This is a genomic window from Mesorhizobium sp. M0571, from assembly GCF_040320985.1.
In the GTDB taxonomy this organism is placed as follows: Bacteria; Pseudomonadota; Alphaproteobacteria; order Rhizobiales; family Rhizobiaceae; genus Mesorhizobium.
Map to the genome: position 1 here is coordinate 13,730 of NZ_JAMYQT010000015.1, position 25,142 is coordinate 38,871.

Below are 25,142 nucleotides of genomic sequence, written 5' to 3' on the forward strand. Positions count from 1 at the left end.
CCGGAACTCAAGCACTTTTGCAATTGATCGTGCCGATCGAACCGCTGGCGAAGGTTCGCTCCAAGACGAGCGGAGCAAGCAGAATTTATGTCCGCGCTCGCCGCGGAGTTCCCGCGTCAAATCCGCAAAACATGGCCCGAGACCTCGGCGCCGGCGGCCTTCGGCAACGCCAGAAGCGAAACGAGGCGACGAGCCCGATTGCGCCGATCACCAGGAAGGCAAGGCGGAAGTCGACGAGATCGAGCGCCGCCACGCCCCTGGCGATCTGCGACAGGTTGAGCAGTGCCGCCGCGACCGCTACGCCGAACAGCATCGCCACCTGCTGCAGCATACTGGACAGCGTTGCCGCCGAACTGCGCTGCGGCGAGGCCACGTCGGCGAAGGCCAGCGTGTTGAGCGCGGTGAACTGCATCGAACGCGACAGTCCGGCGATCAGCATCAGCACCACCACCAATGCTTGCGGCGTCTGGGGCGAAAGCGCTGCGCAAGCCATGATCGACAAAGAGGCGATCACCCCGTTGACGATCAGCACCGAACGGAAGCCGAAGCGCCTCAGCGTCGGCGTCGTCACCGCCTTCATGCCGAGATTGCCGAGGAAATAGGCCAGGATCATCATGCCCGCATCGACCGGGCTCAGGCCGAAGCCGACCTGGAACAAAAGCGGCAGCAAGAATGGCGTGGCGTTGATGGCGATCCGGAAAATCGTGCCGGCCGACAGCGTCGAGATGGCAAAAGTCTGCACCTTGAACGCTGTGAGATCGAGCAACGGATGGTTGGCGCGTCCCAGATGCCGCGCCGCCAGCCAGCCGACCAAAATGCCCGTGCCGAGCAGTGCCACGGTCGGCAACACACCGTCTTCCGGATGCGCGATGCGCTCGAGGCCATAGAGCATCGAGGCGAGCCCGACGGAGGTCAGCAGGAAGCCCGGCCAGTCGAGCGGCTTGGCCCCGGCTTCGCGGTCGCCAGGAATGAAGCGGGCGACCAGCAACAGGCCGGCAACGCCGAGCGGAATGTTGATGAAGAAATTCCAGTGCCAAGAGAGATAGGTGGTGATGAAGCCGCCAAGTACCGGCCCGACCACCGGCGCAAACAGCGCCGGCCAGGTGATCAGCGCGGTGGCGCTGAGAAGCTCGGATTTCGGCGCATTGCGCAGCACCAGGATGCGGCCGACCGGCGTCATCAGCGCGCTGCCCAGGCCCTGAACCGCGCGCGCCGCGACGAATTCGGTCAGGTTCTGTGAGATGCCACAGGCGATCGAGGCCAGCGTGAACAGGGCGATCGCCACGAGGAAGATGTTGCGCGCGCCGAAACGGTCCGCGAGCCAGCCGGACAGCGGCACGAACACCGCCATGGTCAGCATATAGACGGTGATGCCGATGCTCATCGCCACCGCCGGCACGCCGAAGGATTCTCCCATCTGCGGCAGCGATGTCGAGATGATCGTCGAATCCAGAAGCTGCATGAAAAAGGCGACGGCGACAATCAACGCCACCCGCCGGGCTTGCTGCGCCGCCGTCGTGGCTTCGGGCAAGGGGTCGTTTTCGGGAATGGCGGTCATGCGCAGAACTGTCCGAAGGGAATTTTCTCCCGCTCCATCGGCAACCGCCCAATTGTCCGGCAAACCGATGACGCACCGGTTTCAACAGTATTTGGGCGGCGTCGTCCAGACATGGGCAACAAACTTTCATGTGACATCGCAGCCGGTTATGCGATGACTTAGCCCTGCCGCCGAACCGGCCTTTTACAATCCGCGATGACGCTTCGCTCTTTCTGACCAGGAATCTTCTCGCATGAAGCCCATCTATATCGATTATCTGAACGCCCTCGACATCGATGCCTTGGCAATGACTGACGCCGAAATCATCGGTGCGGTCGAGGCGGGCCTGGTGGCGCAAGGCAACGGCCAGACCGTGATCGAGCCGCGCGTCCATCTTGAGCCGGACCCGTCCTTTCACGGTCATTTCAATGTGCTCCGCGGCTACGTCGCGCCGCTCGATGCTGCCGGCGTCAAGATCGTCGGCGACTATGTCGACAATTATCTGCACGGCCTGCCGTCGGAATTCGGCATCCTCAACCTGTTTGACCCGCGCACCGGCACACCACGTGCCATTCTCGACGCCACCGTCATCACCGACATGCGTACCGGCGCCGTCACTGCGATTGGTGCGAAACATCTGGCGAAAAAGACGTCAAAGATCCTCGGCCATATCGGCGCGCGCGGTACCGCCTACTGGAACGTGCGTCTGCTCGATCATCTGTTCGACTTCAACGAGATCCGCGTGCATTCGCGCCGACCGGAAAGCCGCGACGGTTTTGCCGCCAAGCTGTCCGCCGATCTCGGCAAGCCGGTCACGGCCGTCGCCGACTGGCGTTCCTGCATCGAAGGCGCCGATATCGTCGTCGAGGCCTCGCGGCTGCCGGAACCGCAGCCGCTGCTCAAGACAGAATGGATCAAGCCCGGCGCGCTGGTCGTACCCTACGGCACGATGAGCGCGGTGGAGCTGTCGCTGACCGATATTATGCAGAAAATCGTCGTCGACGACTGGGGCCAATGCAAGGGTGGTAAATTCGGCTCCTTGCGCGCCCATGTCGAGACAGGACGGCTCAGCGAAGAGACGCTGCACGCCGAGCTTGGCCAGATCGCCGCCGGCCTCAAGCCTGGGCGGCAAAGCGACGACGAGACGATCCTGTTCTGGCATCGCGGCCTGTCGCTCTCCGACATCGCACTGGGCAAGGCAATGCTGGCCAAGGCGCAGGTGCAAGGCATCGGCCAGCGGTTGCGCTTCGCATGAGCTCGCTCGTCCTCACCGGGTCCGGCGTCAGCGTCGAAGACGTCGCAGCGGTGGCCCGCGACGGCCGCAAAGTCGAGGTGGCGCCTTCGGTTATCGACAGGCTTCACAAAGCACGAAAAGTGCTCAATGACGCCGCCGCATCCGGGCAGCAGATCTATGGGCTGAACACCGGGCTTGGCGCCAATCTCGGCACGTCGGTGAGCGGCGACGCCAGCGCCTTCCAACGTCAGTTGCTGGAGGGACGCAGCGGCGCTATCGGCGATGCGCTGCCGCAAGAGATCGTGCGCGCGACGATGCTTACCCGCGCATCGATGCTTTCGGCCGGCGGTTCGGGCATTTCGCCCGACGTGTTTGTCGCCTTGGTCGAGGCGCTCAATACGGGCGTCCATCCGGTTATGCCGTCGCTGGGTTCAATCGGCGCCGGTGATCTGGTGCTGATGGCAGCACTTGGCCGCATGCTGATCGGCGAAGGCGAAGCCGACTATCAGGGCCGGCGCATGCCGGCGGCCAAGGCGCTGACGTTGGCGCGCCTCGCCCCCGTCAGCCTCGCACCCAAGGACGGACTGTCGCTGATCAACGCCTCGGCCGTGGCGGCCGGCAGCGGCGCGCTGGCGGTGGTCGATGCACTGTCGGCCTTGGCACAGCAGCAGCAGGCCGGCGCGCTGACCATGGAAGGCATCGGCGCCAACCAGACGATCCTCGACCCACGCCTGCAGACGGCACGGCCGGCGGCTGGCCAGGAAGAAGCAGCAAAAGGCCTGCGCGATCTACTTGCCGGTGAGGAAGGGCCGGCGCCGACTACCTTGCAGGATCCGCTGTCGATCCGCTGCATGCCGTCGATCCATGGCGCGTTGCTACGGGCGATCGATCAGGCGCGGCAGGCGGTCGAGATCGAAGTCAACGCCGCCGCCGACAATCCGCTGGTGCTGGCCAACGACAAGCTGGTGCTGTCGACCGGCAATTTCCACACTGCGTCGCTGTCGCTGGCCTTCGAGACGCTCGGCCTGGCGATCGCTCAAGCCGCAGCCGCCAGTGCCGCCCGCTTCATCCAGCTCACCGGCTCCGGCCGCCACGGCCTGCCCAGATATCTGTCGCCGATCGGCGGTGCTTCGGCCGGTTTCGTGCCGCTGCAAAAGACCGTCACGGCGATTCTCGCCGCCATCCGCCACAAGGCCAACCCGGTGATGCTTGATTTCCTGCCGGTTTCGGAGGGCGTCGAGGATCACGCGACCCAGACACCCCTGGCCATTGCGAAATGCGCCGACTGATCGGGCTATGGCGGCGGCTGATCGCCTTCGAACTGATGGCCGCGGCACAGGCCGTCGACCTGCGTGACGGGCTGACACTGGCGCCGGGCACGGCGGGAATTCATGCAGCGGTGCGTGCCCTCGTCGCGCCGCTCAAGGAAGACAGAGCGCTGGGCATTGACGCCGAGGCGCTTTACGCTGCACTGGCTACCGGAACATGGCGGCCATAGCCGGCCGTCGCATATGCCGGCTGACGATGAGCAAGCCCTGGCCGGCGTGTCTCATCCGGCGTCGAGCTTCTCCAGGAACAGGCTGAGCTGGTCCGGATCCATATGCACCACATGCCTGTCCTCGGGATATGCCAGGCTGTTCACATCAGCGACATATTCGGAAAAGGCGGCGATGCGTTCGGCCTGCAGGCGGTCGTATTCGGCGGCGAAATTGCGATAGACCTTGGAATGGCGAGGCATGTGGCCCCGGTTCTGGCCAAGTATGTCGTCGGCGAACAGATACTGCGCGTCGCAGCCGGTGCCCGCCCCCATCGACAGCATGACCAGCGAGGTGCGTTCCGAGATTGCCTTGGCCACCTCCACCGGGACCACTTCGATCTCGGCGCCGATCGCGCCGGCGGCCTCCAGCTGTTTCACCGCCTCGAACACCTGCATGGCGGTGTCTGCGGTCTTGCCGACAGCCTTGAAGCCGCCGGTCCAGGTGGCGCGTGACGGGATGAGGCCGACATGGCCGATCACCGGAATGGCATCGTCTGCCATTCGCTTGATGGTGGCATAGCCGGCGCTGCAATAGACCGCATCGGCGCTGGCCTTGTAAAGCCGGAACGCCCAGCGGACGAAATCATCGGCGGTGCCGATCTCGAAGAAATTCTCGCCCGGCATGGTGAACAGGCTGGGTGCCGCATCGCGGTACTGCGGATTGAGCACCAGCTCCGGCGGCACCGAGACGATATCGACGCCGGCGCGTTCGGCGGCCTCGGCCTCGTCCATCGTCAGCACGCGCAGCATCGTCAATTGCCGCTTGCCCTTCATGGCGCGCAGGTCTGCAATCGTGGGTCTTTTCCGGCTCATCGATTCTGGTCCCCTTTGTTGCATGTATGGAGGGCGGTTAGGCGATCTGGATCATCACCTTGCCAGCTTCGACCTTGACCGGATAGGTGTTGAGGTTGACACAGACGGGAGCGCCTTTTGCCTGGCCGGTCTTGTAATTGAAGCGGCCATTGTGCTTGGGGCATTCGATGATGTCGTCCATGACAAGCCCATCGGCCAGATGCGCCTTCTCATGCGTGCAAAACCCGTCGGTGGCGAAGAATTCATCGTCCGGCGAACGATAGATAGCGAAGGTGCGGCCGCCATGGTCGAAGCGGATGACATCCTCATCGTCCACGGCGCACGCTTCGACCCAATCGGCCATTTCTGCTTCTCCTGAAATTTCTGCGTTGCGCTGGTGCGGTGCCTATTCAGCCGCTGCCGACATGTTCACTTCGTGGAACTCCCCACGGTAGGGGCGCGCCGTCGGCGGCAGCTCACGCTTGAGGAAGTAGTCCTCATAGTTGAGCTGCCTGAGCAGGACCGGCCAGACCTCGCGATAGGCATGCCATATCGACGGGTTCGGCTCAGGCAAATCGTGCTTGATCAATTCATGCAGCCTGGGCAGCGCGTGATAGGGCACCATCGGGAACATGTGATGCTCCACGTGATAGTTCATGTTCCAGTAGATGAACCGGCTGATTGGGTTCATGTACACGGTCCTGGTGTTGAGCCGGTGGTCGACAACGTTGTCGGCCAGACCGATGTGTTGCAGCAGGCCGGTCAGCACCATGTGCCAGGTGCCGTAGAGGCGCGGTACGCCGATGAGCACCACCGGCACCCACGACTGCATGGTGAGGGCGAGCGCGATCGTGGCGATGTAGATGGCAATATGCCAGCGCGCGGCGATGACGGCCTTGTGCTGTTCCATCTCAGGCACGTAGCTTTTCTCGTCGGGCGTGAGCTTGCCGAACGCTTGGCGTACCAGCGCCGGAAGCGAATAGCGAAAATCAAGGATACCGGTGAAAGCGAGCGCTGCACGCAACAGGTCCGGCGGGCGCATCACGGCTATCTCTGCGTCGCGGCCGACGATAATCGTGTCGGTGTGATGCCGGGCATGGCTCCAGCGCCAGGTCACCGGGTTGCGCATCAACATGAAGCTGGCGATCTGGTAGACCACATCGTTCATCCAGCGTGTGCGGAAAGCCGTGCCGTGGCCGCATTCATGCCAGCGCGAGTCGCTGGAGGAGCCGTAGAGCACGCCGTAGACGAAGAAGAACGGCACGCACCACCAGGTGCCCCAGAAATAGACGCCACCGGCAGCGGAGCCCAGAATGGCGACGATCCAGATGATCGTGTCACGGATCGCCGGGCCATCTGAGCGTTGCATCAACTCCTTGATCGCCTTGCGGGGGACGTTGGTGTGATACCACTCCGCCGAGGCAAGCCCGGTTTCGATCGCAATCCGCGTGCTTTCGCCGACCAGGCTGTAATCGCGCTTTACCTTGCCAGCCATTGTGACCTCCAATTCCCGATCGGCCGCGAGCCCTCCCCGCTCGGGCAGGAACCAGCCTCCCAACTGGTGTCTCCTATCGTCCTCGCCATTATCACGACCTGCCTCCAAGAACAGGAAAATGGCCCGACGGCCCCGGGTAGTCCTGCTGCGGCTGTCTGGCAATCGCCGCGATCCGGCCCTCCGCATCGGCGATCTCGCCGACACCGTCGAGAACTCGGAACACCGCATCGTAGGAGCGGCTCTCGCCGTGCTCCAGCCAGATCATCTCGCCGCGTTCGCGCGCGGCCAGATTTCCCAGCACATGATGCGTCGACGGCTCGATCCCAAGCGCGTACTGCCCGGCCTGGAAATTCTGCCATTGGTAGGCGCAGGGCAATTGGTCCTTGCGCGTGACCACCTCGAAGCCGAGACCGAGACTGTCGTTGACCACCGCCACCGGCACATTGCCGGCGCCGTCGGCGCCGAGTTCGTGCTGCCAAACCTGTTCCTTGAAACCCAGTTGCGGCGCCGGCACCGTGCGATAGCCGACCTTCTGCGCTTCATAGCGCTCGCCGGCATGCCCGGCCCAGATCACGTCGCGGATCGGCGCCAGGTAGCGCGCCCCCTGATCGAGCACCGGATAGCTGACATTGATGTGGTAGAAATACATATGCGGCGTCCGGTTGAAGCCGTGATTGACGACACGGTCCGAAAGCCGGATCTCGTTGCCGCCGACATCGGCCTCGATCCGGCGCAGCAGATGCAGATCCTCGCCGAATACAGTCGATTGCTGGACGATGCCTTCCGCCCACAGCACGCAGCGGTCGCCTTCCCAGGTCTCACCATAGCCGGTCAGCCGCGCCGGGATGGTGCTGATGCGGCCATGCAGCGAATGGCGCACCGTCTTCTTCGGCGGATAGTTGTAGGTGTCGGCCGGTACTTCGTTCATGAACAATATATGGTCGAGGCCGCAGGTCAGCAGAAGGCCGGAGAACGATCGCGCCCACGCCAATCCCTCTTCGCCTTCATACTCGTGCAGGCCCGGATGGCGAAAACCGCTCGGCGAGTGCCAGCCGATCGCCTGGCCCTTGAAATCGCAATCGGCGATATCGAGCGCCCGGTCGACAAGCGCGGTGAAGCGCAGGCCGGAGCCGGTGCGGAATTCCAGCATGCGGATGCCGCGCTCGACGCCATCGCCCAGCGTCATCAGCCGCACGCCGGCGAACTGCGACAGCATGCCGGACCGCTCCGAAACCTGCCGGCGCGACAGCGTCTTGCCGTAAAGCTCTACCATGTGACGGCCAGTTCCTTCACTTCGCTCCCGCCCTTCACTTCGCCCTCGTCTCTTTCAGCAGGGCCGACATATCGGCGCCGGTGATGATGCTTTCCACGGTCAGCAGGTCGGTATCGGCGACCGTCTGTTCGGCGACGATCTCGCCGCGGCGCATGACGATGATGCGGTCGGCGACCTGGAAGACGTGATGGATGTTGTGGGTGATCAGCAACACCGAATGGCCGGCGTCGCGCACCTCCTTGACGAAGCGCAGTACGCCGTGTGTTTCCTCGACGCCGAGATTGTTGGTCGGCTCGTCGAGGATGATGACCTTGGCGGCAAACTGCATGGCACGCGAAATCGCGATCGACTGACGCTCGCCGCCAGACAGCGTGCTGACCAATGCATCGGCGTCGAGTTTTTTCGAAATGCCGACGCGCTTCAAAAGCGCCGAGGCGGCGTCGCGTAATTTGGCGAGATCGAGCGGCGCGAACACGCCGAGCCATTTGAGGTTGACCGGCTCACGGCCGAGGAAAAGATTGCGCGCGATGCTGAGGTCCGGCGCCAGCGACGTGTCCTGGTGGATGGTCTCGATACCAAAATCCATCGCATCGCGGGCCGAGCGGATGGAGACCTTCTGGCCACGCACATAGATGTCGCCGCGGTCGACGGGAAACACGCCCGAGATCGCCTTGATCAACGTCGATTTGCCGGCGCCGTTGTCGCCGAGCAAGGCCACCACTTCGCCCTCGTTGAGCGTGAAGGAGGCGCTCTTCAGCGCACGCACGCTGCCGAAGGACTTTTGAAGGTTCTGCAGCCGAAGCACTTCCATGATCAGCTCCTGGCGGCGTTCTTTTGCAGCAAAGCGTGCAGGATGAGCATGGCAAGGATAATGACGCCGACGAAGATGTTGTAGGCGAGGCCCGGCACGCCGATCAGCACGATGCCGTTTCGGATGCTGCGCAGCATCAATGCGCCGACGATCGTGCCGAGGATCGTGCCGCGCCCACCGGTCAGCGCCGTGCCGCCGACCACCACCATGGCGATCACTTCGAGCTCATAGCCGGTACCGGCCACCGGCGAGGCGGCAGAGATACGGAAGGCGCTGATCATGCCGGCGAGACCGGCAAGCACCGAGGTCAGGATGAACAGCCAGATCTTGACCGCATCGGCCGGCACGCCGCGCGCCACGGCAGCGTTACGGTTCGAGCCGATGGCGCTGATCCAGTTGCCAAGCTTGGCATAGCGCAGGATGTAGATCGCCAGCAGCGATAGGCCGATGAACCACCACAAGGACGTATAGAAACGGAACGTTCCGATATTGAAGCTGCCGGCCAGCAGCGTCACGAAAAAACCCGGCTGGTCCCAGGATTTCAGCGGAAAGCCTTGGGTGATGTAAAGCGCTGCCCCACGCACCACGAGCAGCATCGACAGTGTCACCAGGAAGGACGAGATGCCGATCTTGGTGACGATCAGCCCGTTGATCGCACCGATCGCTATGCAGAGCAGCAGGCCGGCCAGCAGCGCGACGCCAATATCAAACCCGCCGTTCTGCACCAGCAGCATGACGACGACCGGCGCCAGCCCGAACACAGCGCCAACCGAAAGGTCGAACTCGCCCGCCGTCAGAAGCAGCGTCATGCCGAGCGCGATGATGCCGAGCTCGGGCAGGAACGCCATCATGTTGGAGATGTTGAGCGGCGACAGGAAATTCGCGTCGGCGATCGCGAATACCGCAAGCAGGACGATCAGGATGACGAGCGACGAGAACTGCGGCGAGCGGATCAGGCTCGACCTGCGTTTGGCACGCGGCATTTCCTCTTCTGCGGCAATTGTCATGACAACTCGACCATACGCCAGGGTGACGCCCGCCGCCTGCGCGGCGAGCGTCAGTTCCAATCACTTGTTGTAGAGTTTCAGGATCGGTTCGACGCTTGAGGCGTCGTAGAGGCTGAAGGTGTGAATGTCGTAGCCGATCGGTTCGCCCGCGGCGGCGAGACCGAGCAGCGCCACCGGCATGAAGCCTTGCGCCGATGGGAACTGCCAGGCAGCCGCGTTGATGAAGCCGGACTTGACTGACTCGGCGGTTTCCTTCGAATTGCCCCAGCCGACGACCGGAATCTTGCCGGCCGGCACGCCGGCGCCGTCGAACACCCGCTTGACGCTGGCCGCCACGGAATCGCCGAGCGCGATGATTGCCGGCGGATTGTTGGCCACCATATAGTCCGTCATCTTGGCGATGATGCCGGCCGGATCGGTGCCGCAATCGACCACGTCATATTTGATGCCGAGCGGATCGAAGACGCTGGCAATGCCTTCCGTCTCGAGCTGCTGGTAACTGGCGCCCGGCACTTCGACCGGCAGGAACACCTTGTCACCTTGCTTCACCATTTTGTGGTCGACCAGATATTTCGCCCAGATGACACCGGCTTCCTTGAGGTCGGCGCCGACATAGGCTTGCCGGCCGGTCGCCGGATCGTCGGTGTTGAAGAACACGATCGGGATGCCGGCCGCCTTCGCTGCCTTGACCTCCTCAGTCCACAGGCCGGGCTGCGCCGAGGTGGTGGCGATGCCGTCCGGCTTGGCGGCGAGTGCGGAGTTAAAGGCCTCCTTCTGCGCCGCCATGTCGCCACCGCTGAACGAGATCTTGCAGGTCACCTTGAGCTGGTCGCAGGCCTTGATGGCGCCGGCATTCCAATCGATCCAGAAGGCATCCGACGGGCCGCCATGCGACAACAGGTAGAACGTCTTCTGGCCGTCCTGCGCCAGCGCCGGCGTAGCCAGCGCCACACTGGCAAGAACGGTCGCCGCGGACGCGATTTTCAACGCGAATTTCAACATTTCTCTTCCTCCCTTGTTTCGTAGCCGAACCGCGCCATCATAGTCCGTTGGCGATGAATTTCCCGTCGAGGAATTTCTTGGCGCGCGGCACGTCGTCTTCCGAAAGATGCTCGATGATGACCGGGATGTTCGGGTGCTTTTCGGCCAGTCGCTTGAGATAGAGGTCGTAGTTCAGCGAACCGAGGCCGGGCGCCGGCAACTCGATCTCGCCGACGCCGCGGAAAGTGTGGCTCTCCAGCGCATCCTCGTCGCCAATGTCGGCGTGCTTCTCCGACTTGTCGCCGCCTGAGCGCTTGACGTCCTTGGCGTGCGCGATTTTGATCTTGTCGGTCAGCGTGTCGAACACCTGGTTCAGGATCTGGTCCATCCTGTCGATGTTGTGGGTTTCGAAATAGTTGGTCGGATCCATCAACAAGCCGAGTCCAGGATGGTCGACCTGCGCGAACATCTTCACTGTCTCCTCGACCGAGCCGACGACATTGTTGACATAGGTTTCGAGCAGGAACACCGCGCCGTGGTCATAGGCAGTCTGGGCAAGCTCGGCGATAACCTTGCGGCATTCCTCAAACCCTTCCTCGGTCTTGTTCTTCGGGTGATGCACCCAATCGGACTCGGTGTTGTAGGTACCGGTTTCCGAGATCACGTAAGGGGTGCCGAAATGGCGTGCGTTACGGATAATCTCCTTCAAATAGCCGACGCGCCTCTCGCGCTCCGCCGGGTCCGGATGGATAATATTGGTGTAGCCCGACACACAGCAGATCGGCAGATTGTGATCGCGGAACGTATCGCGGACAGTCTTGGCCTTGTCCTTGGTGATCTGCCCAGCCGACAGATCTATATCCTTGAAATGCAGGTCGAGCTGCACGGTGTTGAAATCGAGCGCGCGGATCTTCTGCGCGGTTTCCTTGAGGCCATACGGGAAATAACCCGTGAAAATACCTGCCTGCATCATGGTGTGAAGTCCTCCCTGTAAGTGATTCAGTCGCCTGGTGTTTCAGTTGATCGAGATTTCGGAAAGCTTGACTGTGCGGCCTTTGTCGATCGAACGATAGCCAGCTTCGACCAGCGCCATGGTCTTGACGTTGTCGGCGACCGAGAGCGCCGGCGGCGTGCCCGTCTTCACGGCGTGCTGGAGCTGCTCCATGACGCCGATGAAGGCATGCGGGAACCACATCGTGTCCCAACTGGGTGTTACCCACTTGCCGTCGGTGGTCTCGGTCGAGGCATAGGTCAGGGTCGAGGCAGAGCCTGTCGGCCAGCCGATGGTGCCCTTGGCGACGCCCTTGGTGCCGTCGACGCGCCAGTTGATATGCTGGTCGTCCTTGTAGCCCTCCTGGCGCGGACCCGACCAGACATCCTCCAGCGATACCGCGAGCACGCCGGACGGGAACTTGATCGTCGACACGGTGATGCCGTCCGAATGATCGAAGTGGGTGCGCGGGTCCTTGCGGGTCAGCGTCGTAATCTCGTCCGGATCGCCGAACAGGAAGCGCAGTACGTCGAGATGGTGGACGCTCATATTGGCGAGTGTCAGCCGGTCGTAGTCCTCGAGGAAGCTCTGCCAGTGCGGGATGGCATGCATGTCGATCTGCGCGAAGACGATGTCGCCGAGCGCGCCGCTGTCGATGATCTGCTTCAAGACGCGCATCGACTGGTCGTAGCGCATGTTCTGGTTGACCGAGAGGATCTTGCCGGCCTTGGCCGCCTCGTCGCGCAGCTTGACCGCTTCTTCGACCGACAGCGCCAGCGGCTTCTGCGCCAAAATCGCCTTGATGTGCTCCTGCTTCAGCGCATGGCGGATCAGCGCCGGTTGCTGGTCCGGCGGAAAGGCAAGATCGATGATCTCGACATTTTTGTCCTCGATGAGCCGTTCCGGCGTGTCGTGGACGGTCGGTATATCCCAGCGATTGGCGACCTTTTCGGCGCTGCCTTTGGTCCGCGAGGCGATCGCCACCACCGGAAAACCGGCTTCCTTGTAAGCGGCAAGGTGACATTCGGCCATGATCATGCCGGCGCCGACGCAGCCGATCTTGTATTCCCTGGTGCGGACTTTAACGTCCGGCTCGAAGCCGCTGCTTGCCATATGTTCCTCCCGAAGCTCGTTCCTTGCAGCCGCCGTCATCGTGCCAGCGCTCCCCCGCTCTGTCCGAAATAATGCACCCTGCCCGGCTCGCAGGATATCGCCACCATCGCGTCCGGCCTGATGTCCGGCTGGCCGCGCAGCAGCGCCCGCAGACGCGCCTGCCCGGCGGCGAGCGTCACGACGGTGTAGCCGCCGAGCGGCTCGACCTCGAACACTCGCGCCGGGCGGCCCGCGCCCCCCTCCGGCATTTCACCCGACCAAGTCCTGACCTTGATATCTTCCGGCCTGAGCCCGATCTCGACTGCATCGGCCGGCGCAGCCTTGTCCGCGATGCGGATTGTGCCTTCCGCCGCCTCCACGCCTTCCGCGCCGCGCACCGACTTCAATATGTTCATCATCGGCGAGCCGAGAAGCCGCGCCACATAGGTGCTGGCCGGTCGGTCATAGATCTCGGCCGGCGCGCCGACCTGTCTGATCTTGCCGTTCTCCAGAATGGCCATGCGGTCGGCGACCGACATCGCCTCTTCCTGGTCGTGCGTGACATAGATCAGCGTCTTGCCGAGCTCGCGCTGGATGCGCTTGAGCTCGACGCGCGTCTCCTCGCGCAGCCGGGCGTCGAGCGCCGAGATCGGATCATCCATCAGATAGGCAGCCGGATCACGCACCAGCGCGCGAGCGATCGCCACGCGCTGCCGCTCGCCGCCCGAAAGCTGCGCCGGCGGCTTGTGCAGGATATGGCCGATATGCAGCTTGGCCGCGACGTCGGCGACGCGTTTTTCGATCTCGGCTTCTGCCACCTTCCGCTCGACCAAAGGAAAACGGATGTTGTCGCGCGCGCTCATGTGCGGAAACAGCGCCAGGTTCTGAAACACCATGGCGACATTGCGCTCCGCCGGTGACACTGCGTTGACCGGCCTGCCGCCGATCAGGATCTCGCCTGTGTCCGGTGTCTCGAGCCCAAGCACCAGGCGCAGTATCGTCGACTTGCCCGACAGCGGCGGCCCGAAGAAGCAGAAGAACTCGTTGTCGTTGACCGTGAACGAGGCATCGTCGACGGCCAGTGTGGCACCATAGTGTTTCGTCACATTGCGGAAAACGACATCAGCCATCTCAACCTGCTCTCAACGCAAGGCCGGAAGCGGCGTCGAAGACGCGCACCGCCTCCGCCGTAGGCGCGACGACGGCTGTCTGCCCGATCGCCAGCCCGACATCATTGTCGAACACCGCCTTCACCGCTGTCTCGCCGTCGCCAAGATGGATGATGGTGCGAGCACCGATCCGCTCGACGAAACTCACCGGCATGGACAGGCCACGGCCGCCTTCCGCCAGCGTCACCTGCTCCGGTCGAAAGCCATAAAACACTTCGCCGCGCATCCGGCGTGCGGCATCGGCGATCTCGACCGGCAGCGGCGGCGTCGCCCCCAGCGGGCCGAGATCGACGACCATGCCACGGTCACTTTCCGCCGGCCTGCCTTTGAGCAGGTTCATGCCCGGCGCGCCGATGAAGCGGGCGACGAAGACATTGGCTGGATTGTTGTAGACCTCGAGTGGCGTGCCGACTTGCTGCAGCACGCCATGATCCATCACCGCGATGCGGTCGGCCATCGTCATCGCTTCGAGCTGGTCGTGGGTGACGTAGACCATGGTCTGCCGGAACTGCCGCTGCAACTGCTTCAGTTCGGTCCGCATCACTGCCCGGAAGGCGGCATCGACATTGGACAGCGGCTCGTCGAGCAGGAAGATCGCCGGCTCCATGATCGCCGAACGGCCGATCGCCACCCGCTGCAATATGTTGACCGACAGCCTGTCCGCCTTGCGGTCGAGCAGCGGCGTCAGGTGCAGCATCTCTGCAATGGCGCCGACACGGCGGTCGATCTCGGCCCTTGGTGCGCCGCGCATTTTCGGCCCGTAGGCGAGGTTCTGCCGCACGCTCATATGAGTGAAGATCGCATAGTTCTGGAAGACGAAGCCGACGCCGCGCCGCCCCATCGGCACGCCGGCCATGTCGCGCTCGCCAAACAGGATCTTGCCGCTGGTCGGCTCCTCCATGCCGGCGATCATGTTCATCGTCGTCGACTTGCCGCAGCCCGACGGTCCGAGCAGCGCCATGAACTCGCCGTCGGCAATGGCCAGGTCCATCGTCTTCAGCGCGGTGAAGTCGCCGAATTTCTTGACTAGGTTCTGCAGGTGGATGGTGCTCATGCCGCCACCTCGCGTACCCGAGCCATGCGTTTCATGGCAAACACCGCGACGATCGACAGCACGATCAATATGGCCAGCGCGATCGCCGCGACATAGCCCCAGATCAGGTCCTGGGTGGTGAGCTTGTAGATGTAAACGGAAATTGTTTCGGTAGCGACGCCGGGACCGCCGCCGGTCATGATGTAGAGCGTGTCGAATATCTTGAAGTTCTCGATCACCCTGATCGCGAGCGCGATGATGATGATCGTTTTCATCTTCGGCAGCACGATGGTGACGAAGCGCTGCCAGGGGTTGGCGCCGAGCAGCGTCGCCGCCTTGATCTGGTCCTCAGGCACGCCGACGAGGCCGGCGAGCAGGATCAGGAACATCAGCGGCGTCCACTGCCAGATGTCGGCGACCATCACCGCAATCAGCGCCAGCGTCGGGTCCGACAGCCAAGCGATGGTGACGGGAAAGCCTGACATCGCCGATAGGATGTCGTTGACCGGGCCGCCCGACTGAAACAGCATGAAGAACATGTAGCCTGCCACCGCCGGCACTACCATCATCGGCATCAAGAGGATCGAGTAGAAGATCCGCTTGCCGGGAAACTCGTCGGCAAACAGCGTCGCGAGCGCGAGGCCCAGCAGGAACTCCGCCGGCACGCAGACGATCATGACGATGGCCGTGCGCTTCAGCGCACTCCAGAAGCGCGCATCGGCGGCAAGGTCGGTGTAGTTGGCGAAACTGTTCCACATCGACCAGGCGTTCCACCAGCCGAGGCCGGACAGCGGCGACCAGTCGGTGAGGCTGACATAGAGCTGCATCAGAAGCGGGAAGACGGCGATGAACAGCACCAGGATCTGCGCCGGCAGGGTCAGTCGGAACCCGAGCCGCGCTCCCTCGTCCGGCAACACCGGCTCTGCCCGGGCGGCATTCATGGCCTCCTCCGAAATTGTGGCCGTCACCGCGCTCATTGCTTGAGCGCCCCGAAGGTCAGCCCGCGCACCAGATGGCGCTGGATGGCGATGCCCATGATCACCGGCGGCACCGCCGCGATGAGACCGAGTGCGGCCTTGGCGCCGTAGAGCTGTCCGGTCATCGAGGAGGACAGCGAGGCCATGTAGACGGGGACCGTCACCCATTCGCGCGTCGTCAGAAGCAGCGCAATCAGATAGTCCGACCAGTTGAGGATGAAGACGAACAGCGCGGCACTGGCCAGCGGCGCCCGCATCATCGGCAGGGTGATGCGAGTGAAGACGCGCCACCGCGAACAGCCCTCGACCAGTGCTGCTTCCTCGATCTCGCGCGGCATGTCGTCGAAGAAGGTCTTCATCAGCCAGAAGGCGAAAGGCAGCGTGACGATGCCGTAGATCAGCGACAGCCCCCACCAGCTGTCGGTGAAATTGAGGAAGGCCCACATGATCATCACCGGGGTCATGACCGCCATCGGCGGAAACAGGCGAAGCTGGATCAGCGCCAGCGGCAGGTTCTGGCCCGAGCCGAAGCGCGACAGTCCGTAGGCCGCCGCGGTGCCCGCCGACATGGCGATTGCCGTGCCGAACGTGGCCGACAGCAGCGACGACAGGACCGGCTTCAAAGCGGTGCGATCGAGCGCGACAATCAGACTGTTGGTCGATTCACCGAAGACGAAGCGGAAATTGCTGAGTGTCGGGTTCTTCGGCCACCAGGTCAGGTCGGCCCCGGTCGCCGACCATTCGGCGATCGGCTTGAACGCCATCGACATCATCCACAGGATCGGCACCAGCGTCACCGCCATTGCCACGAAGATCGCGGCATAGCGGAATATCTCGAAAGGAACGGAACGCTTCATCTGTCGGCTTTGCTGGAGTCTTCGTTAGCGAGGGGAAGAGCAATCACTCCTCCCCTCTTTGGTAGGATCCTGGGAGGATCAGGCGATCGGATCGAGAACGGTGGGCCAAGCCTCCTTGTTGGTCTTGATGGCTTCGAGAAGTTTCTCCTCGCCGGTTCGGCGGGCAATCTTCTTCCACTCGGCCTCGGTGTCGGCCATCGCCTGCTCGGCCGTCTTGGCCTTGGTCAGCGCGGCGACGAGGTTCTCGTCCAGCGCGTTGTGGAAGGCGGTGGCGCCGGGATAGTTGATGCTCGGCACGGTTCGAGCGACCGTCTCGCGCACCACGTCCATGTGGTAGGCGTGATAGGTCTGGCGAACCAGCGGATCGGAGAAATCCGACAGCCGGAACGGATCGAAGTAGCCGCCCGGATTGGCGGTCATCCAGGCGTAGATGCGGCTTGAACCCAGCCACTGCAGGAACAGGTAGCAGGCCTCCGGGTTCTTGGCTTGCGAGGAAACCGACGCCGACAAATTGAGCCACAGCACCGAACGGCTGACCAGCTTGCCGTCGATCTCGCGACCGGGCGGCAGCATCGAGCCAATTTTGCCGGTGACCTGCGAATCCTTGTTGCCGGCATTGTCGAGGAATTTCGGCAGATTGGAGAAGGCGCAGGTCATGGCCGCACCGCCCTTGGCGAAATTGCCGTACTGCTCAGGCCAGCCCCACGAGATTGCATCCGGCGAATGGTGCGAAAGCGACGCAATGTACTCGTTGGTCGCCGCGATACCTTGCTCCGAATTGATCAACGGCTTGCCGGTATCGTCGAACAAGAACTGATTGGGCGAAGCCATTGAGACATAACGCTGATACCAGTTGGTGTAGCCCCAGCCCTGGTTGCGCAGATCTGTCGAGCCGAACAGGCCCTTGTCCGGGCGCTGGAAGAAGGCCGCGATCTCGTCATGCTGCTTCCAGGTCTTCGGCGCCGCCAGTTCATAGCCGTATTTGTCGGAGAAGGCCTTCTTCTCGTTTGCGTCGCCGAACAGATCGGTGCGGTAGACCCAGGTCTGGAAGTCGCCATCCAGCGACACGCCATAGGTCGAGCCGCGATACTGATTGAGCAGCGACACGCCCTTGGCGCCATTGACGTAGCCAAGCTCGGGATTGTCCCATTCCGGCTTGTACTGGGCGACGAAGTCGTCGAGCTTCAAGATGCCGCCGGTTTCGGCCAGGTCGCCAAGGCGGTTCCATTCGACCGCGTAGATGTCATAGGCACCACCCTTGGTGGAGATGTCCTGCATCGTCTTGGTGAATTCCTGGCCGTTCGGCACACCGACGATCTCGAGCGGAATACCGGTTTCCTTCTCCCAGAGATCCTTGATCGACGGCGCACCGGCAGGAAACGGCTGGGCCAGCTGGCCGATCGAACCGTCGGACAGGCCGAGCACGATCTTGGCCGGCGCCTTGCCGGCGCCCTTCATCGCCTTGGCCGCCTCGATGGCGCGGCCCTCCGGCGTATCTGGCCCGTACTGATAGCGCTCCGAGCCGTCGAAACCCGTCGGGCCACCGATCATGCCGGGCGCCAGGGCATCGGCCGCATAGGCACGGCTTGGGCGAATGAATTTCGGTGCAATACCTGCGGCGGCAACAAGGACGGCCGCCTTTCCACCGGACGCCAGCAAACGGCGCCGCGACATGCGGATCAAATTCGACATTGGAACTCCTCCCTCAGGGCCTTGTTCCTCCACGGCCCTTATGATGGATATTGACGGCACTATACGAAGGCTGTCAACATCATAAATAATCAAGACACCTCATAACATCTCAAGGGAGGGGAGAATGGCGTTTCTCGAGGCTCTCACACTGAAGCCGGTGCCTGAATTTGAGGGAACCAGGTGCACACCCGCCCGCTTTGGTCCGCTTCGGCGTTTTGGTCTAGCGCACCCGCTTGCGCATCGGCCGAGGCCGGCTACATCATTTCCCATCAGAATCGCGGGTGGCGATGAAGCCACCATCCGACATCGGACCCATGAAATGCGTGATCTCGATGCGCCCTTGGCGCATTTTGGAATGAGGTGATCGACAGTGCGGTCCACCCTGACAGACATAGCCCGGGAAGCCGGCGTTTCCGCCGCCACGGTCGACCGTGTGCTCAACAACCGCGCCGGGGTCAGGGCGCGCACCCGCGAGGTCGTGCTCGAAACAGCGCAACGGCTTGGCTATATCGCTGAAAATTCGAATAATCCGAGCTCGCGCAACGCGCAGCACGGCGAGGTCATACGGCTCGATTTCGCCCTGCCCGCCGGCACCAATTCCTTCATCAAGATGCTGCACCGCCAGATCGAGGCGCAGGCGCAGTCGCGGCCTGACCTTGACGTCCGCGTCGCCACGATCGAAGGCTTCAATCCGGACCGGCTCGCGCGTCTGTTGCAGGAATTGCACGGACAGACGCAAGGCGTCGGTGTGATCGCACTCGACCATCCGACGGTGCGCGAGGCGATCCGCTCGCTTTCTGCCAGCGGCGTCAAGGTCGTCACCATCGCTTCCGACATCCTGCATGTGCCGAGGGTCGCCTATATCGGCATCGACAACCGCGCCGCCGGCCGGCTCGCCGGCTATCTGCTCAATCGCTTCATGGGCGCCGATCGTCCGGGCAAGGTCGCGCTGTTTGCCGGCTCGCTCTCCTATCGCGGCCACGAAGAGCGCGAGATGGGGTTCCGCCACATCCTGACGGAAGAATCGCCCAACCTGCAGATCGTCGAGATGCGCGAGATGCTCGACGACCGGGAAAAGGCCTATTCAGAGGCCTCCGCCCTGCTGGACCGGCACCCGGACCTGGCCGCGATCTACAATGTCGGTGCCGGTAACACCGGCATTGCGCGCGCGCTGAGGGAACGCGGGCGTGCACTATCGACGGTTTTTCTCGGCCATGAGGTAACGGAAGGCACCAAGGAGCTTTTGCTCGACGGCACGCTCGACGCGGTCATCGACCAGAATCCGCGCGTCGAAGCCCGCGAAGCGCTCAACACCTTGACCCATGCGGTCAGGGGATTGCCTTACGAATTGCACCAGCCAAGGCTGCAGGTGATCTTCAGGGAAAGCATCCCGGAGATATGAACCAGTCGTGCAAGTGAGACCTGGTGTCCTTTGGATTCATGACGCTCGGGCGAAATGTTTGGGGCATAAGTAGGCTTGCCCGACCGCGTGTCGAGGCTTCTCGAGATGGCATGCCGGCCGGGCTCGACGACAGGCTGGCGCGCGCCATCCAGTCGGTCGCATGGCCGGCCGGTTCGGCATTCGGCTGGTTCGCGGCGGAAGCGACTGCCGCCAGGACGGTGCGCGAACACTGGCGCGGCACCCTGGCGCTCGGCCGCAGCGAAACATTTGCCGCAGCCTATTGGCGGCGCGGCGCGGCAGGACTGATGGCCGGCTAGATCGTGCTCACCGTCGCTTGAGCATCCTCGCCCAGGTCGATCGCGATCCGGTCGCCGGAGACAATGCCCGCTATCTCGCAAACGACCAGCGGCATGCTGATTTCGTAGAGGAATTCGGCAACGATGGCGCCCACAGCAAGGATTGGGTCTGGCCGCTCCAGGATAATCCCGGCCGGCGCCGTGCCCCTGCGGATCGCTTCGGCCAGAACTGAAGACGAGGACGACGACCCCCGCCCGCTTGGCATCACCAGGATCTTGCCGGCGACATTGCCGCCCAGATCCGGATGCGAATGGTCGATGATGTCGCCTGTTTCGACGTCTACCCCGCCCCAGAAGCTGAGTGCTTGCGACAGCACCAGCGCCGAGCCTTGCGCCTCGCCAGCGAGCTGAAACGTGCCGGTGCGTTCGACGAGGCCTGTTTCGACCGACCGCGTCATGGCGTGCCCCGCGCGACATGACCCACCGCTGCCGAACGGATGCAATCCTTCATGTCGGCGAAGGCGACGGACACGCCGATATTGCCGGGCGCGTAGTAGGCCCATTTACCGGAATTGGTCATCACCACGCCGTCGAGACGATCGAGGATATCGGTGACATAGGTGCAGGTATCGGCGACCGGAATCAGGCCGAACGCGTCCATGCCGGCCAGTGCGCCCTCGTCCTGAAGCCGCGTCAGCGTCGCGCGCCCGGTATTGACATAGATCGGGACGCCCCTGCCCGGCGCAACTTCGCGCAGCAGCGGCAACAGGCGCATCCATTCGTCGTACGAGAAATGCGGCGTGCCCAGTGACACGGCCACCAAAGACGCGCCGTCAGCGACGCTCGATAGCCTGGCCAGCGCTTGGCCGATGTCGGCGCGTGTGATGCGGATCGTCTCGTCTGGCGCCATGCCGTGAAACGCCTCTTCGAGCGTGTTCGCTTCCGGGGTGATACCCACCGCATGGAACAGCGCCACAGCGCCAGTCGTCGCGGCAGCCGCACCTAGCGCCTTAAGCTGGTCTTCGTCGCGTGGTTGCGGCAAGCCCGAGATCACCGGGATGCGATCGCCACTCACTTGCCCGACGATCAGCCCGACGCTGACGAACAGGCTGTCGCTCGGTTCCAGGTCAGGATTGATCAACTCGAACAGGACCTGCCCGCGCCGGTTTTCGGTGAGATGCAGCCCCCACACCGGGGCGCGCCCGGTCAAGGCGCAGCACAAATCGATGAAATCGCCATAGCGGTTGGTCCGCGCACCGATCACCGAATTGGCAAAGACGATGGCGTTGGATTCACCCCAGGCGATCTGCTCGCCAAATCCTGGCCGGAACCGCGTCTGATAGGGCGCGCAGGTGAAGGTCGCCTGGCAGCCGAGTTCCAGATGCGCCTTCATCAGGCGCCGCGCCGGCGCCTCTTGCGACGGCGGCATCTTCACTAGGGCGGGATGGATGAGATCGAACGAGCCTACATTCAGCGTCGTTGGCACCCGAACGCGGCCGCCGCCCTCGATCAGCCTTTCGACGAAATCGAGGCTGGCCTGACCGTGATAAAGGCAGCCGTCGATATGGGCACCGGCAATGTCCAGCAGCTTGCGCGCGCCGACCGCCTTCGCGAAGGCAACCAGAATCTTCATGGCGGCAGCCGCTGCCGAGCCTTGCTCGCCATGCAGCATCGACTGGTCGTCGGCCGTCAATTCCAGCATTATCGGCAAATTCCGAGCCCACACTATGCCCGACCAAGCACTCCCTGATTGCGGAGCGTCTGGCAAGACAGAGCTTCGGATCTCTTCTACTTCGCGGCGATCAGCGGACCAGACGTTCACGGCTCATCGCGAAGCAAGAGAGTCGCGAAGCAACGGTCGGAGAGCGAACGATCGCGGCAGAAACGAGGCTATTCCTTCTGGCGCACCCCGTCGACTGCCCCGTCGCCATCTGAGGAATAGGGCAGGATGCCGAAATCGCGCGACTTGGTCCCGTGCGCCGCAGTCAGGAAACCATCGGCTGTGAGGCCTCGCCTCAAAAGCTCCCGTACCGCGGCCGACCGGCTCGGCATGCGCTTGTCGAAGCGCCAGTTCCAACGCCGCCAGTTCATCGACGGTCAGCATGATCTGCAATCGTTCCGGGCGTTCCAGTTCGGACATCTCGGCCTCCAGTCATACCAGGCTAAAAGAGCTGAGTTAGTATGTTCCTAATTCTTTGTAGAGTTAGGTATGTTGGCAGAGTACGTCAAGATCTCCAGATGCGTGATCCGTGCAGAAATCCAATGAAGCGGATCAAGCATCAACTGCACAATCGACAAAATACGCTAACTATTTGATACTAAATAATTTTTCAAGATTTTCGCTTGTCAATCGCGGACTCTGGGCGCATGGTGAAAGCGAGGGATAAACCGCTCCTGAAAGGAAGGTTTTCCATGCGCTACAGATTTTCGGTTCGCCTGCATGACGACGTTAATTCCCGAGTTCGGTCTACATTGCAGTCCAGGATTGCCATCAATCTGACTGCTGTCGCCGAAGCCGTGCGACTGCAGAACCTCGCCGAGAATGTCGCGCGCGAAGACATCGAATGGCTCGTCATGCAAGCAGCCCAACTCCAAGGGGCGGCTATCGAGTTCGACGGCTTCACGGAAGCCGATCTGGCGGAGTTCGCGTGCCCCGAACTGATGCAAAGCAGTCCCGCAGTGGTCCGGGACGCCTTGGAAGGCGGGGTGGCCGTTTCGCCGGATCTTGGCCGTCAAACGCATTGAGCTATTGTGAGCCCCGCCCTGCTGCCGCCACGTGCAAGGCGGCAAAAAGCCCACCATTGGGATGGCGGGCTTTAGACTGGATACCGGCGCCGACATTGATGCCGGTGCCGACGCCAACCCCCGCGCCCGCAGCAATGCCGCTCGAACCGACGACCGTTGCGACCCTGGCACGACTAGCAGCACGACGGGTGCCATGAACTCCAATGCGGATGAAAACTGCCCTGCAACCCCCGCAAGGTGCTCAACCCGATGCGTCCAACAAGCCTGCCGGGACGGTTTCACCGACTGTCAACGACAACAATTGCAGTAAGTAGTTAGCCGCGACAACTGGGCTTACGATCGCGGGGGGCTTACGCTCGCGGGACCAGTTCTAGCTGGTCCCGCTGCCGACCACGGAACGGGGTGCAAGGAACGCCTGACGATAGGCCCGGCGGAACCGGGAGTCCGTGCCACGAATGTAGCATGCGCTGGATTTAAGATCCCGCGCTGGTCTTCAGTCTCAGCAGGATTTTCTTGCGGACTTGGTTGAATCAAATCCGCTCGAGTTCACGCTTTGCGTGGTCGCGCCTTGGGTTTGGTTTCCTCCTTGGCGGCCGGCTTAGGCTGGCGTGCTTTCGGCTTCGGTCGGCTGGCGGTCTCCGGCGTGGCGGTTTCTGCGTCGATTTCGGCGGTAGCCTGATCCCAATGCTGCTGATGCGCCCCGTCGGGCCTGCCTGCCTGTTCCCAGATCGCGTGTGCCCGCTGGCGAATCCGTTCCTGCCTGTCCGTCACTGTTGCCTCCGTCGGCTCGGTTCATGCGTAAGCAACGTTGTTCTAGCCGAAATTTCGAGCCGCGTCTTGAGCGGCAGGCAACACGGTTATTGAGCCTCTCTGTCACACAGGACAGCGACGCCGAGGAGCGCCGCCTTCTTGATGATCAGCCCTTCAAGATCGGCGTCCGAGCGCTCCGTTCCGGTGCGTTCGCGCAACAGTGCAATCGCTGCCTTCATCGACAGCAGGCCATCGCCTCGTTCAGCAAGCAGTTTGTCGACAGCTGCGGCCACGTTGGTCGGCTCGACATGCGGCAGCATGGGAATGGCTCCTTTCCTTGTTTCGAGGCGACTGCGGCAACTCCATCCCGATCGCTCGGGATGGAGTTCGATTCATAAGACCGTGACCTTTCCAAATCCGGTTCGCGGTTTGGGAACGCCGATCACTCGATGACCTGCACGATCCTGCGGGTGCCTGGGTCGACGAGCACGGTGCGATTGCCGACGACGACGTATCTGTACCGCACGTCGGGAACATCGATCGGTTGCAGCTCGACCGTATCGGGCAACGTGGAACCGATATTGAGCTCCACCCCCAGAAGATTGATCGACGCCAACGGGTGCTTGTGGACGTATTCGCGGATGACCGTCTGCTGTTCGGGCGTGACAATCACCTGGTCTGCGGTGGCCACGCCGACGCCGGCGAGCAACACCAATCCCGCCGCAGCAGGAACAAGGTGGATTTTCATCGTCTACTCCTGTTGTTAACGGGCCTCGCCTTTACGGTTGCGACGCGGCATTCCGGTCGAAGCGGCGGACCCTCTAGGCAAACGCCCACGCCACCTTGTTGTTCCGTAAGTCGCGGCTAATCGAACAGCGGTGAAGTGCCCGTGCGGCGGCGAATGGGCTGCGGTGGCCCGCGTCGCAAGACGCGGGCCGATCGGTTTCCCGATCAGCAGCGATACCGGAGGGGGTGATATCGGCTGCGTCCAAAATAACATTTAGGACAAGCTAATGTTCCTGAGCGAGGGCAACAATGCTGCCGGCTCAAGCGGCGCGGCGTTGCCGCCCATAGCAGCCCCTTGGTAGCCCCATGGCGGCCAATGGACGGGCTACTGCTTTGGCGGCTGTGGCGGCACCTCGCCGGGCTTGATCACGGGGGTCTTGCCATCATCCGGCGGTGGCGCCGCCATGCCCTGATCGCCCGTTGGCGGCGGCTTCAGCACACCATCGCATGGCTCGAGCGTATCGGACAAATTGTTGCCGGCCGGCTTCTGCTGCTCGCTCTTCTGGTCCTGCGGCTCGACCTTGCAGCGGTCGGATTGTGCCGGTTCGCCCGTCTGCGCGGCCGCCGGCATCGCCAGCACCAGCGCGCCTAGCATGTACGGCAAGAAAATGAGCGGTCTCATGTCGAGCTCCTTTCGCGCCAAGATCGTCTGACTTGTGAAGACAGGCGGGCGCGATTGGTTCCG

At 62.7% G+C, this 25,142-nt stretch carries 24 protein-coding genes and 3 pseudogenes; 5 read left to right on the forward strand and 22 right to left on the reverse strand.

Annotation, left to right across the window (positions count from 1 at the left end; translation table 11 throughout):
* Positions 1 to 116: 116 nt before the first annotated feature.
* Positions 117 to 1,558 (reverse strand): annotated as a pseudogene (locus tag NKI85_RS18605) (DHA2 family efflux MFS transporter permease subunit).
* Between the two features lie 232 nt (positions 1,559 to 1,790).
* Here NKI85_RS18605 and NKI85_RS18610 point away from each other — a divergent pair.
* Both NKI85_RS18610 and NKI85_RS18615 read left to right on the forward strand, forming a co-directional pair.
* A complete protein-coding gene (locus NKI85_RS18610; RefSeq protein WP_352524183.1) occupies positions 1,791 to 2,792 on the forward strand; it encodes an ornithine cyclodeaminase family protein in 1,002 nt (333 codons plus the stop codon).
* A pseudogene (locus tag NKI85_RS18615) lies at positions 2,789 to 4,269 on the forward strand (HAL/PAL/TAL family ammonia-lyase). The gene NKI85_RS18610 and the pseudogene NKI85_RS18615 overlap by 4 nt, the downstream one beginning before the upstream one ends.
* 51 nt (positions 4,270 to 4,320) lie before the next feature.
* Here the strand turns inward: NKI85_RS18615 and NKI85_RS18620 are convergent.
* The 14 genes from NKI85_RS18620 to NKI85_RS18685 all read right to left on the reverse strand — a co-directional run bounded on the left by NKI85_RS18620 (position 4,321) and on the right by NKI85_RS18685 (position 18,478).
* Entirely contained in the window at positions 4,321 to 5,121 is an 801-nt protein-coding gene (locus tag NKI85_RS18620) for a 3-methyl-2-oxobutanoate hydroxymethyltransferase (protein WP_352524180.1), read from the reverse strand.
* A gap of 37 nt (positions 5,122 to 5,158) precedes the next feature.
* On the reverse strand, positions 5,159 to 5,464 hold the full coding sequence (locus tag NKI85_RS18625) for a MocE family 2Fe-2S type ferredoxin (protein WP_352777396.1): 306 nt from the start codon (positions 5,462 to 5,464) through the stop codon (positions 5,159 to 5,161).
* A 42-nt stretch (positions 5,465 to 5,506) separates the two neighbouring features.
* Complete coding sequence (locus tag NKI85_RS18630; protein WP_352524178.1) at positions 5,507 to 6,595, reverse strand: fatty acid desaturase family protein; 1,089 nt, start codon at positions 6,593 to 6,595, stop codon at positions 5,507 to 5,509.
* Positions 6,596 to 6,686: 91 nt separating this feature from the next.
* Complete coding sequence (locus tag NKI85_RS18635; RefSeq protein ID WP_352524177.1) at positions 6,687 to 7,868, reverse strand: aldose 1-epimerase family protein; 1,182 nt, start codon at positions 7,866 to 7,868, stop codon at positions 6,687 to 6,689.
* Positions 7,869 to 7,902: 34 nt separating this feature from the next.
* Positions 7,903 to 8,685, reverse strand: a complete 783-nt coding sequence (locus NKI85_RS18640; RefSeq protein ID WP_352524214.1) for an ATP-binding cassette domain-containing protein — start codon at positions 8,683 to 8,685, stop codon at positions 7,903 to 7,905.
* Entirely contained in the window at positions 8,682 to 9,686 is a 1,005-nt protein-coding gene (locus NKI85_RS18645; protein WP_352524176.1) for an ABC transporter permease, read from the reverse strand. The genes NKI85_RS18640 and NKI85_RS18645 overlap by 4 nt, the downstream gene beginning before the upstream one ends.
* 60 nt (positions 9,687 to 9,746) lie before the next feature.
* Entirely contained in the window at positions 9,747 to 10,688 is a 942-nt protein-coding gene (locus tag NKI85_RS18650) for a sugar ABC transporter substrate-binding protein (protein ID WP_352524174.1), read from the reverse strand.
* A gap of 37 nt (positions 10,689 to 10,725) precedes the next feature.
* On the reverse strand, positions 10,726 to 11,640 hold the full coding sequence (locus NKI85_RS18655; RefSeq protein WP_352524173.1) for a sugar phosphate isomerase/epimerase family protein: 915 nt from the start codon (positions 11,638 to 11,640) through the stop codon (positions 10,726 to 10,728).
* A 42-nt stretch (positions 11,641 to 11,682) separates the two neighbouring features.
* The gene (locus NKI85_RS18660) at positions 11,683 to 12,771 is read right to left on the reverse strand and encodes a Gfo/Idh/MocA family protein (RefSeq protein ID WP_352524172.1); all 1,089 of its coding nucleotides are present in this window, start codon (positions 12,769 to 12,771) and stop codon (positions 11,683 to 11,685) included.
* 35 nt (positions 12,772 to 12,806) lie between these two features.
* A complete protein-coding gene (locus NKI85_RS18665) occupies positions 12,807 to 13,880 on the reverse strand; it encodes an ABC transporter ATP-binding protein (RefSeq protein ID WP_352524170.1) in 1,074 nt (357 codons plus the stop codon).
* Position 13,881: 1 nt separating this feature from the next.
* Positions 13,882 to 14,973, reverse strand: a complete 1,092-nt coding sequence (locus tag NKI85_RS18670; protein ID WP_352777399.1) for an ABC transporter ATP-binding protein — start codon at positions 14,971 to 14,973, stop codon at positions 13,882 to 13,884.
* A complete protein-coding gene (locus NKI85_RS18675; RefSeq protein ID WP_352777401.1) occupies positions 14,970 to 15,929 on the reverse strand; it encodes a carbohydrate ABC transporter permease in 960 nt (319 codons plus the stop codon). Before NKI85_RS18675 ends, NKI85_RS18670 begins: the two co-directional genes overlap by 4 nt.
* The gene (locus NKI85_RS18680) at positions 15,926 to 16,786 is read right to left on the reverse strand and encodes a carbohydrate ABC transporter permease (protein WP_352524166.1); all 861 of its coding nucleotides are present in this window, start codon (positions 16,784 to 16,786) and stop codon (positions 15,926 to 15,928) included. The genes NKI85_RS18675 and NKI85_RS18680 overlap by 4 nt, the downstream gene beginning before the upstream one ends.
* Before the next feature lie 78 nt (positions 16,787 to 16,864).
* Positions 16,865 to 18,478 carry an extracellular solute-binding protein gene (locus NKI85_RS18685; RefSeq protein WP_352777403.1) on the reverse strand — a complete coding sequence of 538 codons (1,614 nt, stop codon included), beginning with the start codon at positions 18,476 to 18,478 and terminating at the stop codon, positions 16,865 to 16,867.
* Positions 18,479 to 18,848: 370 nt separating this feature from the next.
* Here NKI85_RS18685 and NKI85_RS18690 point away from each other — a divergent pair, with 370 nt between their 5' ends.
* Together NKI85_RS18690 and NKI85_RS18695 are read left to right on the forward strand one after the other, a co-directional pair.
* The gene (locus NKI85_RS18690; protein WP_352524164.1) at positions 18,849 to 19,880 is read left to right on the forward strand and encodes a LacI family DNA-binding transcriptional regulator; all 1,032 of its coding nucleotides are present in this window, start codon (positions 18,849 to 18,851) and stop codon (positions 19,878 to 19,880) included.
* A gap of 110 nt (positions 19,881 to 19,990) precedes the next feature.
* Positions 19,991 to 20,197 carry an SIP domain-containing protein gene (locus tag NKI85_RS18695; RefSeq protein ID WP_352524163.1) on the forward strand — a complete coding sequence of 69 codons (207 nt, stop codon included), beginning with the start codon at positions 19,991 to 19,993 and terminating at the stop codon, positions 20,195 to 20,197.
* Here the strand turns inward: NKI85_RS18695 and NKI85_RS18700 are convergent.
* The 3 genes and pseudogenes from NKI85_RS18700 to NKI85_RS18710 form a co-directional block, all read right to left on the reverse strand.
* Positions 20,194 to 20,634, reverse strand: coding sequence for an aconitase X swivel domain-containing protein (locus NKI85_RS18700; RefSeq protein WP_352524162.1), 441 nt, complete (start codon positions 20,632 to 20,634; stop codon positions 20,194 to 20,196). The two genes, NKI85_RS18695 and NKI85_RS18700, sit on opposite strands and share 4 nt — an antisense overlap.
* Positions 20,631 to 21,881, reverse strand: coding sequence for an aconitase X (locus NKI85_RS18705; RefSeq protein ID WP_352524213.1), 1,251 nt, complete (start codon positions 21,879 to 21,881; stop codon positions 20,631 to 20,633). Before NKI85_RS18705 ends, NKI85_RS18700 begins: the two co-directional genes overlap by 4 nt.
* 185 nt (positions 21,882 to 22,066) lie before the next feature.
* Positions 22,067 to 22,316 (reverse strand): annotated as a pseudogene (locus NKI85_RS18710) (hypothetical protein).
* 227 nt (positions 22,317 to 22,543) lie between these two features.
* On the opposite strand from NKI85_RS18710, the gene NKI85_RS18715 reads away from it, so the two are divergent.
* The gene (locus NKI85_RS18715; protein WP_352524159.1) at positions 22,544 to 22,921 is read left to right on the forward strand and encodes a hypothetical protein; all 378 of its coding nucleotides are present in this window, start codon (positions 22,544 to 22,546) and stop codon (positions 22,919 to 22,921) included.
* Positions 22,922 to 23,467: 546 nt separating this feature from the next.
* Here NKI85_RS18715 and NKI85_RS18720 read toward each other — a convergent pair.
* The 4 genes from NKI85_RS18720 to NKI85_RS18735 all read right to left on the reverse strand — a co-directional run bounded on the left by NKI85_RS18720 (position 23,468) and on the right by NKI85_RS18735 (position 25,079).
* Complete coding sequence (locus NKI85_RS18720) at positions 23,468 to 23,692, reverse strand: DUF2934 domain-containing protein (RefSeq protein WP_352524158.1); 225 nt, start codon at positions 23,690 to 23,692, stop codon at positions 23,468 to 23,470.
* A gap of 86 nt (positions 23,693 to 23,778) precedes the next feature.
* Entirely contained in the window at positions 23,779 to 23,991 is a 213-nt protein-coding gene (locus NKI85_RS18725; RefSeq protein ID WP_352524156.1) for a hypothetical protein, read from the reverse strand.
* A gap of 122 nt (positions 23,992 to 24,113) precedes the next feature.
* Entirely contained in the window at positions 24,114 to 24,419 is a 306-nt protein-coding gene (locus NKI85_RS18730; protein ID WP_352524154.1) for a DUF1236 domain-containing protein, read from the reverse strand.
* 363 nt (positions 24,420 to 24,782) lie between these two features.
* The gene (locus tag NKI85_RS18735; protein WP_352524153.1) at positions 24,783 to 25,079 is read right to left on the reverse strand and encodes a hypothetical protein; all 297 of its coding nucleotides are present in this window, start codon (positions 25,077 to 25,079) and stop codon (positions 24,783 to 24,785) included.
* Positions 25,080 to 25,142: the final 63 nt, after the last annotated feature.

What these genes read in the sequence shown, in the direction of transcription:
- NKI85_RS18655 (WP_352524173.1), bottom strand. Translation starts at nt 11,640, where the DNA reads ATGATGCAGGCAGGTATTTTCACGGGTTATTTCCCGTATGGCCTCAAG.
- NKI85_RS18665 (WP_352524170.1), bottom strand. Translation starts at nt 13,880, where the DNA reads ATGGCTGATGTCGTTTTCCGCAATGTGACGAAACACTATGGTGCCACA.
- NKI85_RS18645 (WP_352524176.1), bottom strand. Translation starts at nt 9,686, where the DNA reads ATGACAATTGCCGCAGAAGAGGAAATGCCGCGTGCCAAACGCAGGTCG.
- NKI85_RS18680 (WP_352524166.1), bottom strand. Translation starts at nt 16,786, where the DNA reads ATGAAGCGTTCCGTTCCTTTCGAGATATTCCGCTATGCCGCGATCTTC.
- NKI85_RS18700 (WP_352524162.1), bottom strand. Translation starts at nt 20,634, where the DNA reads ATGACGCGGTCGGTCGAAACAGGCCTCGTCGAACGCACCGGCACGTTT.
- NKI85_RS18670 (WP_352777399.1), bottom strand. Translation starts at nt 14,973, where the DNA reads ATGAGCACCATCCACCTGCAGAACCTAGTCAAGAAATTCGGCGACTTC.
- NKI85_RS18660 (WP_352524172.1), bottom strand. Translation starts at nt 12,771, where the DNA reads ATGGCAAGCAGCGGCTTCGAGCCGGACGTTAAAGTCCGCACCAGGGAA.
- NKI85_RS18630 (WP_352524178.1), bottom strand. Translation starts at nt 6,595, where the DNA reads ATGGCTGGCAAGGTAAAGCGCGATTACAGCCTGGTCGGCGAAAGCACG.
- NKI85_RS18735 (WP_352524153.1), bottom strand. Translation starts at nt 25,079, where the DNA reads ATGAGACCGCTCATTTTCTTGCCGTACATGCTAGGCGCGCTGGTGCTG.
- NKI85_RS18610 (WP_352524183.1), top strand. Translation starts at nt 1,791, where the DNA reads ATGAAGCCCATCTATATCGATTATCTGAACGCCCTCGACATCGATGCC.
- NKI85_RS18620 (WP_352524180.1), bottom strand. Translation starts at nt 5,121, where the DNA reads ATGAGCCGGAAAAGACCCACGATTGCAGACCTGCGCGCCATGAAGGGC.
- NKI85_RS18695 (WP_352524163.1), top strand. Translation starts at nt 19,991, where the DNA reads ATGCCGGCCGGGCTCGACGACAGGCTGGCGCGCGCCATCCAGTCGGTC.
- NKI85_RS18635 (WP_352524177.1), bottom strand. Translation starts at nt 7,868, where the DNA reads ATGGTAGAGCTTTACGGCAAGACGCTGTCGCGCCGGCAGGTTTCGGAG.
- NKI85_RS18725 (WP_352524156.1), bottom strand. Translation starts at nt 23,991, where the DNA reads ATGCTGCCGCATGTCGAGCCGACCAACGTGGCCGCAGCTGTCGACAAA.
- NKI85_RS18650 (WP_352524174.1), bottom strand. Translation starts at nt 10,688, where the DNA reads ATGTTGAAATTCGCGTTGAAAATCGCGTCCGCGGCGACCGTTCTTGCC.
- NKI85_RS18715 (WP_352524159.1), top strand. Translation starts at nt 22,544, where the DNA reads ATGGTGAAAGCGAGGGATAAACCGCTCCTGAAAGGAAGGTTTTCCATG.
- NKI85_RS18730 (WP_352524154.1), bottom strand. Translation starts at nt 24,419, where the DNA reads ATGAAAATCCACCTTGTTCCTGCTGCGGCGGGATTGGTGTTGCTCGCC.
- NKI85_RS18685 (WP_352777403.1), bottom strand. Translation starts at nt 18,478, where the DNA reads ATGTCGAATTTGATCCGCATGTCGCGGCGCCGTTTGCTGGCGTCCGGT.
- NKI85_RS18675 (WP_352777401.1), bottom strand. Translation starts at nt 15,929, where the DNA reads ATGAGCGCGGTGACGGCCACAATTTCGGAGGAGGCCATGAATGCCGCC.
- NKI85_RS18625 (WP_352777396.1), bottom strand. Translation starts at nt 5,464, where the DNA reads ATGGCCGATTGGGTCGAAGCGTGCGCCGTGGACGATGAGGATGTCATC.